The following is a 13,327-nucleotide window of genomic DNA, read 5'->3' as shown; positions in this document are numbered from 1 at the left end:
CTTCCACTGCTTTGCTTCCACTGCTTTGCTTCCACTGCTTTGCTTCCACTGCTTTGCTTCCACTGCTTTGCTTCCACTGCTTTGCTTCCACTGCTTTGCTTCCACTGCTTTGCTTCCACTGCTTTGCTTCCACTGCTTTCCTTCCACTGCTTTCCTGCTACTGCTTTTTTCTTCTACGTGCCTTACTTCCACTGCTCCAACTGCGCCGTCACGTCGACGGGCGATCCCTTCATTGCAAACATGTCGAATGCGGCGCGGCCACTGTTCATCGACATGAAGGCAATCAGACTCATCGACATGATTGCGGCGGCGAGGATGATGCGCTGCTTCTTCTTCATAACTTTCTGCATTGCTCTGCGTTGTTCGGCGTTGAGAGAATATTAGGGAGTTGAAGATAGGAAAGCTCTAATCCGTGTCTTAAAAATCAGCGCCATGAAATTCGGACTGAAAAGCACGACCGGTCTCGGCACGCGGCGATTGTTCGAACCGTCTAGTACAGTTCTCGCATCGTCACCTGCGCACAACACGCGCGCCAGGAAACTTTACTGTCGCCTTGCCAGCAGCGTTCGATGCCCGGAGAATTGAAGCAACGGCGTAAAAACCGCTCCTTCATTCAAGCCGTCGCGGGAACGGGGCATCGCGCTCATTCCGGGTCGTACGCGGCGGCGAACCCACGAGAGTTCGATGGCAACCTTAGAGGGCAAGACGCGGTACCGCATTGATACCGATAACACCGGAGCCGGTATCGCCATCATGATCCTGACGACGGCGGCCTTCGCGGCCAGCGATTCCACCGTCAAGCTGATCGGCACCGCGGTCCCTCTGCTCGCGCTTCTCTGGGTGCGCTATCTGTTTCAGATGATCGTGCTGGGCGTCTGGCAAGTGCGGCGCGGCGCGTTCGGGCTCTTTCGCACGGATGCCGTGAAGCTGCAATTCGTGCGCGCGGTGCTGCTGCTCACGAATTCCGCATGCACGTTCGCGGGCCTGCGCCATTTGCCGCTGCCGGTCACGACATCGCTCGCCATGCTCGCGCCGCTCATCTCCACGCTGCTCGCCGCGCTCCTTCTGAAAGACGACGTGCCGCGCAGCAAATGGGCGATGGTCGTGCTCGGCTTCATCGGCATGCTGCTCGTGGTGCGGCCGGGCGGCAGCCAGTTCAGTTGGACCGTGGCGTATCCGATCGGATCGGCGCTGACCTTCGCGTGCTTTCAGGTGGTGTCGAGCCACCTGTCGCGCGTCGACGATGCGATCACGACCAACTTCCTCACGGCGCTCGTCGCGACGATCGTGCTGTGCGTGCTCGTGTGGATGGATCAGGCGGAAATGCTGCCGGCGCTCGCCGAGGTGCGTGTGGGAAGCTGGCTGCTCGTCGTCTTCATGGCGACGATGGCGACGCTCGGCCAGGCGCTGATGCTCCAGGCGCTCAAACGCGCGTCGCTGTCCATCCTCACGCCCTTCTCCTACGGTCAGCTCGCGTTCGCCGCGTTCTTCAGCTGGCTGCTATTCGGTCAGGTGCCGGACAAGTGGATGGCCATCGGCATGTGCGTGATCGCCGCGAGCGGCATCGGCACCGTGCTATTGCACGGACGCAAGCCGGCGCCGGCGGTATCGACGGAAATCTGACGCTCAAGGGACGTAACCGGCGGCGCACGGAAAAGCGCCGCCGCGGCGAACGGGATCAGTTCGCGGGATGCGCGCTCTGCGCCTGGCCCGTGCAGAGCCAGTGCGGATCGATATCGAGCGCCTTCGCGATGCGATTGAACGCGTAGAACGGTGGAACCGTAATGCCGCGCCGCCAGAACTGCACGTCGTGCTCGCTCACTTCGAGCCAGCCGGCGGCTTTTGCGGAACTGATGTTCGCCTTTTGCAAGGCCCGGTCGAGCCGTGCTGCGATGGCACGCCGCAAGGCGTTGTCTTCGTGACTACGTTCAAGGTGGCCAAGGGTGTGGGAATGTCGCCCCATTTTCTTCAAGTCTCTCGATTTATATCTTTATGCCGTTCAGCGCCGGCTCATTCGCGCGAAGATGAATCGTACGCATTTCCGGTGACGCGGCAGTGACAACAAAAACAGGAAAGGCTTGCCGATAAATCGCCGGTTGACTTCGCGCGTGCTGCAGTGCGGAATTGTTTCAACCGACGCACGAATGCGTCAAGTGGGGAAACAACGCATTCGGTAACTTTGAGGCTTAGTGTTTACGAGGGCAACGCTTCAGAGCGTGCTCTCGGAGCTTTATCGAACGCGCGTTCGCCATCCGGCCAGACGGCGAATTATTCTTTTTCGCGCAATAACTGCCGAATAAGATGGTCGTTCGAATTATGTGATGTCTGATCACTTCAATCGCCGTAAATGAGCCAGCTTATTCATCTACTTCAGGCAGCGATTTTTGAATTTATGGCCGCATGCTTTAAAGTCAAGCGGGGAAAACGTAATTGACACTTCATCTGCTTGCCTTAAAATAAGGCTATTCGCTGCACTGCACAATTCATCGCGTTATCAATGGGGAACATCCATATGGAGTCGAGCATGAGCAGTCTTGCGCCGGAAAACGTCATCGCGTCACAAAAGGCGGGAGTCAATACGACTTTCGGTCTCGCCGCCCAAGCCGTCGAAGGTTTCGAAAAGCTGGTCGACCTGAACGTGCGCACGGTCAGGACGGTGCTCGACGAGCATCAGGCGCTCGTCGCCAGGTCGTTTTCCGTGCGCGATCCGCAGGAATTCTTCGCGCTTCAGAATCAGCATCTTCAGGACAGCGCCAAGCGCGTGCAGGCGTACTGGCTGAACGTCTATGAAATCGCCACGGGCGTTCGCGGCGGCTATCTCGAGGCGGCGCAGGATCAGATCGAGAAGTCGCAGCGCAACGTGCAGGCGTTCGTGCAAAGCCTGGCGAGCAATGCGCCGGCCGGCAGCGAAGCGGTGGTTTCCGCGTGGAAATCCGCGATCGATGCCGCCACGGAATCCGCGAATTCGGCTTACGAAGCGGCCCGCAAGGCTGCGCGTCAAGTGGTCGAAGCCGCGCAGAACGACGCCAGCGTCGCAAGCCAGACGGCCGTGCGCGTCGTGACGCCGAAGGCGGCCAGCGCGAAGAAATAATTGCGCGGGACGTTTCGGAGAAAGGCGGACGCGTTCCGCCTTTTTCTATTCGCGCATCAGGCGATCAGTCTGTCGAGCACGAGCACGTGCGAGCGGCCGATCCACACCGCCGAATCGCGATGATCGACGAGCGCGTCGCCGGTGTTGGGATGCATGAAGACATCGAGCGCGCCGTGGTTCAGCGCGAGCCAGGCGAGCATCGGCGTTAGCAGACCGGCGCCGAATCCCAGTTGAAACGACCACATCGGATGCGGCCCGACCGGACGCTCGTGAAAGCGTCCGAGGCGCAATGCGCCGCTTTGCAATTCGCTCGCGAAGCGCGCCTCGATGACTTGCCGTAGCTGCCACGCGGCGTCGCGGGTGACGGCATCGAAGTACACGTGCGCGTGCCAGTCAGCGATCGTGCGGGTGTCCGTGGCGTTCATCGTTTCATCCGTGCGCGGCAATATCGAGATACGTGTCATTTTATCGGCGACTTACCGGTCGTGCTCGAGCGTCCAGAGCAACGCGCCCGCTGTCCATTCACGATGATGCAACGCGCGCATGCCGGTGCCCGCGCCCAGTTGGGCGAGCACGAACGCATCGGAAAAGCGCGTCAGGCCGCCGATCGCGTGTGAAGACACCGCTTCGTTCGACAAGCGCTCGATCCACAACCAGCCCGCATCGCCGGAAAGTGACGCGATGCGCGCGCCCGAAACGCTCAATCGACGCACGATGACGCGGCTTTGCGGCAAGTCTTCGTCGATGACCCAGGTACGCACCGAAGCTCGCACGCCGCCGCCGGGCGGAATCCACGTCAGCCCCGATGCAATCAGAAACGCGCGCCGCGTCATGTTCATCGCGCTGGCCAGATGCCCTGCTTTCCCGGCGACAGAATGCCGTTCGGATCGAGCGCCGTCTTGATCGTGTTCGATAGTCGCATCAGCGCGTGATCGTTGAAATCGTATTGCGCGGCGGCGAGGTCCATGTACGACAGATGCGCGCGATATTGCCCGTAGCCCGCCGCGCCCGCATCGCGGATCAGCGTTTCGATCAGCGCACCGGCGTTGCGCGATTGCTGTGGATCGTCGGAATCGAAGATCGCCGCGAAAATGTGATGCATCGCGCGCTCGCCCGCCGTGAAGCCGCCGTAATAGTCGAAGCCGAATTGCGCGGCGCGCTCGCGCACCATGCGCGCCTGCTTCACGGCATCGCGTCCGAGCGGCGGGCAGATGGGCGAGAAATCGATATGCGCGCCCGAGCCGCCGCGCCAGTCGAGCAGGCTGAACGCTTCGAGTCCCGGAATGCCGACTTGCGCGCGATCGCCGCCGCCTTCGGGCTCGACCGAGGCATCGCGATACGGCATTTCGAAGAGCGTCGCGCCCGCGATCGGCGTGAAACGCGCGTGGATGATATCGCGCCGCGCCTTCACGAGCGCGCGCGGCCCATACAGGCAAAAGCGCAGATTCCAGCGCCCGATGCCGATCTTGCGCGCCATCGTATCTATGACGTCGTCGGGCATGGCGCCGTCGCCGTCGTACCACTGCCTGCGCGTCGACACGCCCGCCGCCCAGCGCACCGCGCTTTCGATCACCGCGTTGCTTTGCATCGTGCCGTCCATGCGAAGCGGACGCAGCGTATCGACGACGCGTTCCAGATCGTCCTCGCGCGCGAACGCGTACCGGCAGATCATGTAGCCCTCGGGCGCGGGCATGAGCCAGATGCCGAGCTTCGTGACGACGCCGAAATTCGACTGCACGAACATGCCGTCATACGACGGCCCGAAGCCGCCCTTGAACACTTGCCACGCGCGGCTCGTGGGCATCGCGCCCATGCCGGTGCGAACCACATCGCCATTCGCGAGCACGACTTCCATGCCGCATTGATTCGCCGCATGGTCGCCGTAAGGCGTCGTGCCATAGCCCCGTTCGAGCGTGTTGCCGATCACGCTGCCCCATCCGGCCGCGGGCGGATCGAGCCAGAAGCGCCTTGGCGAACCGAGGGCGCGATGCAGATCGTAGTACGTCACACCCGGCTCGACGAGCGCGTAACCCAGGGTCTCGTCGATTTCGATGATGCGGTTCATGCGCCGCAAGTCCATGACGACGCTGCCTCGCATGCGCGGCGCCGCGCCGCCGTACGCGAAATTGCGTCCCGTCGATACGGTCCAGAGCGGCGCGCGATATCGATTCGCCACGGCGAGCGCCGCGCGCACGCCATCGACATCGCGCGGGAGCACGACGGCCGATGGCGCATGCGCGAGCGCATCGCCGGGCGCGAACGGATCGAGATACGAAACGGTGCCGTTCGACAGCACGGCATCGCTGCCGAGCGCCGCCGCGAAAGCCGCGAGCGCCGCGCGAAACTGCGCGGCCGTCATGCCCGGCGGAAGCGGCGCGGCGTCGGAAGCGCTCAATATCCGCCGCTGCTGCCGCTGCCGGACGTCGTGCCGGACGAGCTGGCGCCGCCGTCGGCGGTCTGACACCCCGCGAGCAGACCGGCGAGCAGCGCGAGCACGACGGTTGCGATTCTGGCGAGCTTCATGACATACCTCCAAATAAGAGCCCCACGCGGCGATGAAGCCGCTTGTTCATTAAACGCCCGGCGGCGCGCCAATATTCCTTCGCAAAACCGTGTGAGACAATTTCGCGCCGCGTCGAGCCGAGCGCGGTCTTTCGATCACGCACGCGATGAAGCGCTACCAAGCCCTTGCCGACACGATGGCCGCCGAGATTCGCGCGGGCCGGTTGCCCGTGGGCACGCGCCTGCCTTCGGTGCGCCATCTGACGACGCAATACGGCGTCGGCCAGTCGACGGTCTTTCGCGCGTACTACCTGCTCGAAGAGTGGGGTTTGATCCGCGCGCGCGAGCGTTCCGGCTATTACGTCGCGCCGGGCGCGGCGCTCGCGCCAAAAGAGAGCGCGACGCTGAAAGAACCCGCGCCCATCGACGTGAGCAGTCTCGTCTTCTCCGTGCTCGATGCCGTGAAGCGTCCGGATGTCGTGCCGCTCGGCTCCGCGTTTCCATCGCCGACACTGTTTCCGCTGGCGCGCCTCGCGAAGTCGCTCGCGCACGCGTCGCGCATGCTCGATCCGTGGAGCACCGTCGTCGACATGCCGCCGGGCAACGAACCATTGCGGCGGCAGATCGCGCTGCGCTACATCGGCATGGGCATCGCGCAGCCGGTGGACGAACTCATCGTCACGAACGGCGCGATGGAAGCGCTCACGCTCTGCCTCATGGCCGTGACCAAGCCGGGCGATGTCGTCGCCATCGAATCGCCGTGCTTCTATGCCGCGTTGCAGGCCGTCGAGCATCTGGGCTTGCGCGCGGTCGAGATTCCCGTCGATCCACGCGACGGCCTCGATCTCGACGTGCTCGCGCAAGCGCTGCACAAGCATCCGGTGCGCGCGTGCTGGTTCATGACCAACCTTCAGAATCCGACGGGCGTCACGCTGTCCATCGAGAAGAAGCGCGCGCTCGTCGCGTTGCTCGCGAAGCACGACGTTCCGCTCATCGAAGACGATGTCTATGGCGAACTGCATTTTGCGCAGGACCGTCCGCCGCCCGCGAAAGCCTTCGATACGCAAGGTCTGGTGATGCATTGCGCGTCGCTTTCGAAGACGCTCGCGCCGGGTTATCGGCTCGGCTGGGTCGCGGCCGGCCGCTTCGCCGATGCAATCCGCCGTCTCAAGCTGATGACGAGCATCTCGACCAGCATTCCGATTCAGGCGGGCATCGCCGATTATTTGCAGCACGGCGGTTTCGACAAGCATTTGCGCAAGCTGCGCGGCGCGCTCCTCACGCAACGCGACGCGATGGAAAGCGCCATCGCGCGCTGGCTGCCTTCTCAAATCATTTATCAACAGCCCGACGGCGGCTACTTCCTGTGGCTGCAACTCGCAGAGCACGTCGATGCGATGCAGTTGCATCGGCGAGCGCTCGAAGACGGCATCAACGTCACACCCGGACCGATCTTTTCCGCGCGCCACGCGTATGGGAATTACGTGCGCATCAACTTCGGCCATCCGTGGTCGCCGCAGATCGAAAACGCGATGAAAACGCTCGGAGAACTGCTGCGCGCGGCGTCCTGAAAGGCGATTTCCGCATGCTAGACTGCTGTACATGCATACAGTATCCGAGCCCGCCTACACCGTCGCCGTGCGCGCGCTGTGCGAGTTCACGGCCAAACAGGGCGATCTCGATCTGCGCTTCACGCCCACGCCGAGCGCGCAGGAAGGCGTCGCGGGCCATGTGACGGTCACGGGCCGGCGCGCGGCGGGCTATCAGAAGGAAATTTCGCTTTCAGCGGAATTCGGGCCGCTGCTCGTGCGGGGCCGCGCCGACGGCTACGATCCCGCGATCAATCGGCTCGAAGAGATCAAGACGCATCGCGGCAAGTTGGAGTCGATGCCGCAGAATCATCGGCATCTGCACTGGGCGCAGGCGCGCGTCTACGGGCATCTCATGTGCCGCAAGCTCGGGCTCGAATCCATCGAGATCGCGCTCGTGTATTTCGATATCGTCGATCAGACGGAAAGCGTGCTCGTCGAGACGCAGACTGCGGCCGCGCTCGCCGCGCACTTCGACGCGCAGTGCGAGCGCTTCATCGCGTGGGCGCGGCAGGAACTGGCACATGGCGCGGCCCGCGATGCCGCGCTCACGGCGCTCGCCTTTCCACACGCGGATTTTCGGCCGGGCCAGCGTGCGCTCGCCGAAGCCGTGTATCGCTCGGCGGTGTCGGGGCGCTGTGTGGCCGCGCAAGCGCCGACGGGCAGCGGCAAGACGGTCGGCACGCTCTTCCCGCTGCTGAAGGCGTGGCCGGGCCAGCGGCTCGACAAAATCCTCTTCCTCACTGCGAAAAGCGCGGGACGCCAGCTCGCCCTCGATGCGCTGACGACGCTCGCCGCCACGCCCTTGCGCGTCGTCGAGCTCGTCGCGCGCGACAAGGCCTGCGAGTATCCCGATCGCGCGTGTCACGGCGAATCGTGTCCGCTCGCGCGCGGCTTCTACGATCGTCTCGCCGATGCGCGCGCCGCCGCGCTCGACCGCGCGCAGCTCGATCGCGCGGCCATCGCCGACGTCGCGCGCCGGCACGAGGTCTGTCCGTACTATCTGAGCCAGGAGTTGTCGCGCTGGGGCGACGTGATCGTCGGCGACTATAACTATTACTTCGATACGAGCGCGATGCTTTTCGCGCTCGCGGAGGCGAATCGCTGGCGCGTCGCGGTGCTCGTCGACGAAGCGCATAACCTCGTCGAACGCGCGCGCGGCATGTATTCCGCCACGCTCGATCAGGCCGCCTTCAACGCGATGCGCCGGGCCGCGCCGCCATTGCTGAAGGCAGCGCTGAATCGCGTCGCGCGATGCTGGAGCGAGACGGCGGCGGCGCAACACGCGTCGAACATCGAATACGCGGCGCATACGGAAGCGCCCGCGCGCTTTCTGACCGCGCTCGGCCAGGCCCTTTCGCTAATGACCGAAACGCTCGGCGAGCAGCCCGACGTCTTCACGCCCGACACCTTGCGCTTCTATTTCGATGCCGTGCACTTCGCGCGCATCGCCGAGCGCTTCGGCACGCATTCGATCTTCGATATCACGCTGACCGGCGCAGCATCGAACGCGAAGAAGCGCAACGCCGTGCTGTGCCTGCGCAACGTGATTCCCGCGCCGCATCTCGCGCCGCGTTTCGCGCGCGCCCACAGCGTCGCGCTCTTTTCCGCGACGCTCACGCCCGCGCATTTCTACGCCGATACGCTCGGCTTGCCGGCATCGAACGTGCGCATCGATGTCGAATCGCCCTTTTCCGCCGATCAACTCGACGTGCGCGCGATCGCCGATCTTTCGACGCGCTATCGCGACCGCGAGCGCTCCGTCGATCGCATCGCCGATCTGATCGCAGCGCAGTTTTTCCGCGCCGAAGGCAACTATCTGAGCTTTTTCAGCAGCTTCGAGTATCTCGCGCAGGTCGCGGCGGCGCTCACGGCGCGGCATCCGTCGATTCCATGCTGGCAGCAATCGCGCGCGATGAGCGAGGCGGCGCAACGCGAATTCCTCGCGCGCTTCGTGCCCGATGGCCGCGGCGTCGGCTTCGCGGTGCTGGGCGGCGCGTTCGGCGAGGCGATCGATCTGCCGGGCTCGCGGCTCATCGGCGCGTTCGTCGCGACGCTGGGCCTGCCGCAACTGAATCCCGTCAATCAGCAGATGAAGGCGTGCATGCACGAGGCCTTCGGCGAGGGTTACGCGTACACGTACCTGTTTCCCGGCTTGCAGAAAGTCGTGCAGGCGGCCGGACGCGTGATCCGCGGGCCGCTCGATCGCGGCGTGCTCTATCTCATCGACGACCGCTTCGCGCGCGCCGAGGTGCGACGCCTGCTGCCCGCATGGTGGCAGGTGAAAGTGCTGCGGCAACGGGACTTGAGCACGTCGAGGGAATCGACTATTTAGACGCGGCGGGCGCCGCCGTTAACTGATCCATTCGCTGATCCATTCGCGGGCATTCGTCTTGCTAGACACCGACGCCTCAGGGACACGGAGATGTCCCCACGGACCGGCAGAGCCCCTATTGGAGAACCCCATGTCTATCGCTCATACCCCGCGACCCGCCGATGCGCTCGACATGCTCGAAGCCGATCATCGCGCGATCGAACAACTGTTCGATGCCTTCGAACGCGCGGACGCCGGCGACAACGAACGTAAGAACTCGCTCGTGCAACGCGCGTGCGAATTGCTGACGATCCACACGATCGTCGAGGAAGAACTGTTGTATCCGGCTGCGCAGGAGACGCTTGCCTCGCAGGAGCGCGTCGACGTCGACGAGGCCTACGTCGGGCATTTTCTGGTGATGGCGCTGATCGAGCGATTCGCGACGCTGAGAGCCGGCGAAGACGGTTTCGATGCGACCTTCAAGGTGCTGAAGGCGAATGCGACGCACCACATCGACGAAGAGGAAACCACGCTGTTTCCGGAAATGCGCAAGATGCAGATCGATCTCGTCACGCTCGGCGCGAAGATGGCCGCGCGCAAGGCGGTGCTGCGCGAGCGCATCGCGGAAGCTGCGTTGGCGCATTGAATTTCAGAGCAAGACCCGGAGTGCATGACTCCCGTGCGCAGCGCACACTGCAGGCAGACTCACGCACATCCGGAGAAACGATATGAAAGTGCTCGAACGCGCGGCGGCGGAAGATATTGGCGAACGCATCGGCGCGCTCGACTGGGCCGGTCTCGAAGCACAACTGGACGGCTACGGTTGCGCCGTCGCGCCGGGACTGCTCTCGCGCGACGAATGCGAGGCGCTTGCCACGCTTTACGATCGCAACGATGCGTTCCGCAGCCGTGTCGTGATGGAGCGCCACGGTTTCGGGCGCGGCGAATACAAGTATTTCGCGTATCCGCTGCCCGATACGCTGGAAGGCGTGCGGCACGCGGTCTATCCGCATCTCGCGCCGATTGCGAATCGCTGGAACGAGGCGATGCGCATCGAGACGCGCTATCCGCGCGAGCACGCGGAGTTCATCGAGCGCTGTCATCGCGCGGGGCAGACGCGGCCGACGCCGCTGTTGCTACGTTACGTGCCCGGCGATTACAACTGTCTGCATCAGGATCTCTACGGCGAGCACGTGTTCCCGATTCAGATGGCGATCCTGCTTTCCGCGCCCGGCCGCGATTTCAGCGGCGGCGAATTCGTGATGACCGAACAGCGCCCACGGATGCAGTCGCGCGCGGAAGTCGTGCCGCTTTCACAGGGCGATGCGGTGTTCTTCGCGGTGCATCATCGGCCGGTGCAAGGCACGCGCGGGCCGTATCGCGTGAATATGAAACATGGCGTGAGCCGCCTGCGCTCGGGGCGGCGGCATATGCTCGGGGTGATTTTTCACGACGCGAAGTGAGGCCGCGCGTTATTCGTTCTCGTCGAAGTAATGGCCGAAACGCGCCTGCTTCGTCTTGATGTAGCGCTCGTTTTCCTCGCGCATCGGAATGGCGAGCGCGACGCGTTCGCAGACGGGAATATCGTGTTTGAGCAGCGTGTCGAACTTCGACGGGTTGTTGCTCATCAGCCGCACCGACTTCACGTTCATCGCGCGCAGGATGGCGGCGGCCGAATCGTATTCGCGGGCGTCGTCGGGCAGGCCGAGATGCAGGTTCGCATCGACGGTATCGAGACCTTGCTCCTGAAGCGCGTACGCCCGGATCTTGTTCGCGAGGCCGATGCCGCGGCCTTCATGCCCGCGCAGATACAGCAGAATGCCGCGGCTCTCGGCGGCGATATAGCGCAGCGCCAGATCCAGTTGCTCGCCGCAGTCGCAGCGGTAGGAGCCGAACACATCGCCCGTCACGCATTCCGAATGCAGGCGCGTCAATACCGGATCGCCGCCGCTCACGTCGCCCATCACGAAGGCGATGTGCTCGACGTCCGTATGCTTCACGCGATACACATACGAACCGAACGTGCCGTAGCGCGTCGGGATGGTGGCGGTTGCGACGAGTTCGACATCCGCGCACTCGTCGCACTCGCCGAAGCGATGTAGCGTGTCCTGCACGTCCTGCGGGGGAGAAGCGGTTTTCATAGTCAATCTGCGAGTCCACGACGCCGGGACTTTTGGCTCGATAACTGCGCCAGCCCGGTTCGTCATGGTAAAGCCCATCGGGAAAGTTTGCAGATTGTCGCACGGCGCACGCCGCTTCCCGCGCTTTCCCGTACGGGCGTTCCGCTTAATCCGCCCCCCGCTGCGCTCACGCGGGACGCTCGAACGTGCCGGGGCTGCCGTCGGTCGCGCGCCATTCGGGCTTGCGCACGGGGTCGGCGTTTTTCAGCGCCGCGCGCACGCCGGCCGCGTCGAAGTCGCCGGTGTAGACGGGCGTCGCGGGCTGCTGACGCCACGAATCGTCGATTTCGCCCGCATCGACGGCATCGAAGCCGATTTCGTCGACCAGCTTCATCACGACGGCTTTCGCCTTCGCATCATCGCCCGCGACGGGCAGCGCGATGCGCCCCGGCGTGCCCGCGGGCTTGCCGCGCGTCTTCAGGTGATCCGCATAAATATTGTTGAACGCCTTCACGACCGGACGGCCGATCTGCTGCTCGACCCAGCGGCTCTCCGGCGTGCCCTTCTCGATGGCTTCGATGCGCCCGTCGCGCTGCTGCGGATAGTAATTGCCCGTGTCGATGACGACGACGCTCGCCGGCACGCCCGCGAACAGGTCGTTCGGCAGGTTCGGCACCTTCGCCTGCGGAATCGTGACGACGACCACGTCCGCGTCTTTCACCGCGTCGCGTGCCTCGACGGCGGTCGCGCCGGTTTGCCGCTCGATATCCGCGAGCGACGCCGGACCGCGCGAATTGGCGATCCGCACGTCATGACCGTTTTCACCGAACCGCAAAGCCAGAACGGAACCGATATTCCCGGCGCCGATTATTCCGATTTTCATACCGCCTCCAGTTGAAATCGAGATGTAAGCCACCACGTCAATCGAATACGCGCGATGCTTGATGCAAGCGTAGTGCAGCGAGTCATATCGTCGCGATAGATTCGTCCTATCCCACCAATAAAATCAATCCACTTCGCGATTACGATAGTTTTACTGTATAGTTCACTGACTTCTTCACCACCACTCCAAAAGGAAACCGGTAAATGCCCATCATCAACAGCCAAGTCAAGCCGTTCAAAGCAACCGCCTACCACAACGGTGAATTCGTGACCGTCACCGACGAAAGCCTGAAGGGCAAGTGGTCGGTGTTCGTGTTCTACCCGGCCGACTTCACGTTCGTGTGCCCGACGGAACTGGGCGACCTGGCTGACCGCTACGCAGAGTTCAAGAAGCTCGGCGTCGAAATCTACTCGGTCTCGACCGACACGCACTTCACGCACAAGGCCTGGCATGACACGTCGGACACGATCCAGAAGATCGAATACCCGATGATCGCCGATCCGACGCTCGCGATCTCGCGCAACTTCGACGTTCTGATCGAAGAAGAAGGCCTGGCGCTGCGCGGCACGTTCGTGATCAACCCGGAAGGCGAGATCAAGCTGTGCGAAGTGCACGACAACGGTATCGGCCGTGACGCGGGCGAACTGCTCCGCAAGGTTCAGGCTGCGCAATACATCGCGAAGAACCCGGGCCAAGTCTGCCCCGCCAAGTGGACGCCGGGCGCTGAAACGCTGACCCCGTCGCTCGACCTGATCGGCAAGATCTAAGCTCGTACCCCGCTCGTACCCTCTACGAGTCGCCGTATCGAACCTGCCGCGCTTCTGCGGC

Annotated in this window: 15 protein-coding genes; 7 read left to right on the top strand and 8 right to left on the bottom strand. The window is 63.3% G+C overall.

Going from position 1 to position 13,327, the window contains the following annotated elements; all coding sequences use genetic code 11:
* Window positions 1-182: 182 nt before the first annotated feature.
* On the bottom strand, window positions 183-350 hold the full coding sequence (locus AWB75_RS37725; protein WP_235012120.1) for a hypothetical protein: 168 nt from the start codon (window positions 348-350) through the stop codon (window positions 183-185).
* A gap of 334 nt (window positions 351-684) precedes the next feature.
* On the opposite strand from AWB75_RS37725, the gene AWB75_RS15945 reads away from it, so the two are divergent.
* The gene (locus tag AWB75_RS15945; RefSeq protein ID WP_061125044.1) at window positions 685-1,623 is read left to right on the top strand and encodes a DMT family transporter; all 939 of its coding nucleotides are present in this window, start codon (window positions 685-687) and stop codon (window positions 1,621-1,623) included.
* Between the two features lie 55 nt (window positions 1,624-1,678).
* On the opposite strand, the gene AWB75_RS15940 is transcribed toward AWB75_RS15945, so the two are convergent.
* The gene (locus AWB75_RS15940; RefSeq protein WP_235012119.1) at window positions 1,679-1,906 is read right to left on the bottom strand and encodes a helix-turn-helix domain-containing protein; all 228 of its coding nucleotides are present in this window, start codon (window positions 1,904-1,906) and stop codon (window positions 1,679-1,681) included.
* 618 nt (window positions 1,907-2,524) lie between these two features.
* On the opposite strand from AWB75_RS15940, the gene phaP reads away from it, so the two are divergent.
* A complete protein-coding gene (phaP, locus tag AWB75_RS15935) occupies window positions 2,525-3,091 on the top strand; it encodes a TIGR01841 family phasin (protein WP_235012118.1) in 567 nt (188 codons plus the stop codon).
* 56 nt (window positions 3,092-3,147) lie between these two features.
* On the opposite strand, the gene AWB75_RS15930 is transcribed toward phaP, so the two are convergent.
* Genes AWB75_RS15930 through AWB75_RS39165 form a run of 4 tightly spaced genes read right to left on the bottom strand, consistent with a single transcriptional unit; the run spans window position 3,148 to window position 5,614 of the window.
* The gene (locus AWB75_RS15930; RefSeq protein ID WP_061125064.1) at window positions 3,148-3,516 is read right to left on the bottom strand and encodes a DOPA 4,5-dioxygenase family protein; all 369 of its coding nucleotides are present in this window, start codon (window positions 3,514-3,516) and stop codon (window positions 3,148-3,150) included.
* Window positions 3,517-3,567: 51 nt separating this feature from the next.
* The gene (locus AWB75_RS15925) at window positions 3,568-3,930 is read right to left on the bottom strand and encodes a hypothetical protein (RefSeq protein ID WP_061125041.1); all 363 of its coding nucleotides are present in this window, start codon (window positions 3,928-3,930) and stop codon (window positions 3,568-3,570) included.
* Entirely contained in the window at window positions 3,927-5,450 is a 1,524-nt protein-coding gene (locus tag AWB75_RS15920; protein WP_061125040.1) for an FAD-binding oxidoreductase, read from the bottom strand. The genes AWB75_RS15925 and AWB75_RS15920 overlap by 4 nt, the downstream gene beginning before the upstream one ends.
* Before the next feature lie 32 nt (window positions 5,451-5,482).
* A complete protein-coding gene (locus AWB75_RS39165; protein ID WP_268807835.1) occupies window positions 5,483-5,614 on the bottom strand; it encodes a hypothetical protein in 132 nt (43 codons plus the stop codon).
* Window positions 5,615-5,760: 146 nt separating this feature from the next.
* Between AWB75_RS39165 and AWB75_RS15915 the strand changes: the two genes are divergently transcribed.
* From AWB75_RS15915 to AWB75_RS15900, 4 genes are all read left to right on the top strand, one after another.
* Window positions 5,761-7,164, top strand: coding sequence for an aminotransferase-like domain-containing protein (locus AWB75_RS15915; protein WP_061125039.1), 1,404 nt, complete (start codon window positions 5,761-5,763; stop codon window positions 7,162-7,164).
* Between the two features lie 31 nt (window positions 7,165-7,195).
* Complete coding sequence (locus AWB75_RS15910) at window positions 7,196-9,517, top strand: ATP-dependent DNA helicase (protein WP_061125038.1); 2,322 nt, start codon at window positions 7,196-7,198, stop codon at window positions 9,515-9,517.
* A 130-nt stretch (window positions 9,518-9,647) separates the two neighbouring features.
* Window positions 9,648-10,142 carry a hemerythrin domain-containing protein gene (locus AWB75_RS15905; RefSeq protein ID WP_061125037.1) on the top strand — a complete coding sequence of 165 codons (495 nt, stop codon included), beginning with the start codon at window positions 9,648-9,650 and terminating at the stop codon, window positions 10,140-10,142.
* An 82-nt stretch (window positions 10,143-10,224) separates the two neighbouring features.
* Window positions 10,225-10,959: a 2OG-Fe(II) oxygenase gene (locus tag AWB75_RS15900; protein ID WP_061125036.1), complete on the top strand. Its 735-nt coding sequence runs from the start codon at window positions 10,225-10,227 to the stop codon at window positions 10,957-10,959.
* Window positions 10,960-10,968: 9 nt separating this feature from the next.
* On the opposite strand, the gene ribA is transcribed toward AWB75_RS15900, so the two are convergent.
* Both ribA and AWB75_RS15890 read right to left on the bottom strand, forming a co-directional pair.
* The gene (ribA, locus tag AWB75_RS15895; protein ID WP_061125035.1) at window positions 10,969-11,637 is read right to left on the bottom strand and encodes a GTP cyclohydrolase II; all 669 of its coding nucleotides are present in this window, start codon (window positions 11,635-11,637) and stop codon (window positions 10,969-10,971) included.
* Between the two features lie 166 nt (window positions 11,638-11,803).
* The gene (locus AWB75_RS15890; RefSeq protein WP_268807834.1) at window positions 11,804-12,532 is read right to left on the bottom strand and encodes an NADPH-dependent F420 reductase; all 729 of its coding nucleotides are present in this window, start codon (window positions 12,530-12,532) and stop codon (window positions 11,804-11,806) included.
* A gap of 170 nt (window positions 12,533-12,702) precedes the next feature.
* Here AWB75_RS15890 and ahpC point away from each other — a divergent pair, with 170 nt between their 5' ends.
* Window positions 12,703-13,266 carry an alkyl hydroperoxide reductase subunit C gene (ahpC, locus tag AWB75_RS15885; RefSeq protein ID WP_061125034.1) on the top strand — a complete coding sequence of 188 codons (564 nt, stop codon included), beginning with the start codon at window positions 12,703-12,705 and terminating at the stop codon, window positions 13,264-13,266.
* Window positions 13,267-13,327 lie beyond the last annotated feature (61 nt).

It is taken from the genome of Caballeronia catudaia (assembly GCF_001544755.2).
In the GTDB taxonomy this organism is placed as follows: Bacteria; Pseudomonadota; Gammaproteobacteria; order Burkholderiales; family Burkholderiaceae; genus Caballeronia; species Caballeronia catudaia.
This window is presented reverse-complemented; position numbering and strand designations above follow the sequence as displayed.

Excerpts from the sequence above, each read along its gene's own strand:
- AWB75_RS37725 (WP_235012120.1), bottom strand. The coding sequence starts at position 350 with ATGCAGAAAGTTATGAAGAAGAAGCAGCGCATCATCCTCGCCGCCGCA.
- AWB75_RS15945 (WP_061125044.1), top strand. The coding sequence starts at position 685 with ATGGCAACCTTAGAGGGCAAGACGCGGTACCGCATTGATACCGATAAC.
- phaP (WP_235012118.1), top strand. The coding sequence starts at position 2,525 with ATGAGCAGTCTTGCGCCGGAAAACGTCATCGCGTCACAAAAGGCGGGA.
- AWB75_RS15930 (WP_061125064.1), bottom strand. The coding sequence starts at position 3,516 with ATGAACGCCACGGACACCCGCACGATCGCTGACTGGCACGCGCACGTG.
- AWB75_RS15925 (WP_061125041.1), bottom strand. The coding sequence starts at position 3,930 with ATGAACATGACGCGGCGCGCGTTTCTGATTGCATCGGGGCTGACGTGG.
- AWB75_RS15920 (WP_061125040.1), bottom strand. The coding sequence starts at position 5,450 with ATGACGGCCGCGCAGTTTCGCGCGGCGCTCGCGGCTTTCGCGGCGGCG.
- AWB75_RS39165 (WP_268807835.1), bottom strand. The coding sequence starts at position 5,614 with ATGAAGCTCGCCAGAATCGCAACCGTCGTGCTCGCGCTGCTCGCCGGT.
- AWB75_RS15915 (WP_061125039.1), top strand. The coding sequence starts at position 5,761 with ATGAAGCGCTACCAAGCCCTTGCCGACACGATGGCCGCCGAGATTCGC.
- AWB75_RS15910 (WP_061125038.1), top strand. The coding sequence starts at position 7,196 with ATGCATACAGTATCCGAGCCCGCCTACACCGTCGCCGTGCGCGCGCTG.
- AWB75_RS15905 (WP_061125037.1), top strand. The coding sequence starts at position 9,648 with ATGTCTATCGCTCATACCCCGCGACCCGCCGATGCGCTCGACATGCTC.
- AWB75_RS15900 (WP_061125036.1), top strand. The coding sequence starts at position 10,225 with ATGAAAGTGCTCGAACGCGCGGCGGCGGAAGATATTGGCGAACGCATC.
- ribA (WP_061125035.1), bottom strand. The coding sequence starts at position 11,637 with ATGAAAACCGCTTCTCCCCCGCAGGACGTGCAGGACACGCTACATCGC.
- ahpC (WP_061125034.1), top strand. The coding sequence starts at position 12,703 with ATGCCCATCATCAACAGCCAAGTCAAGCCGTTCAAAGCAACCGCCTAC.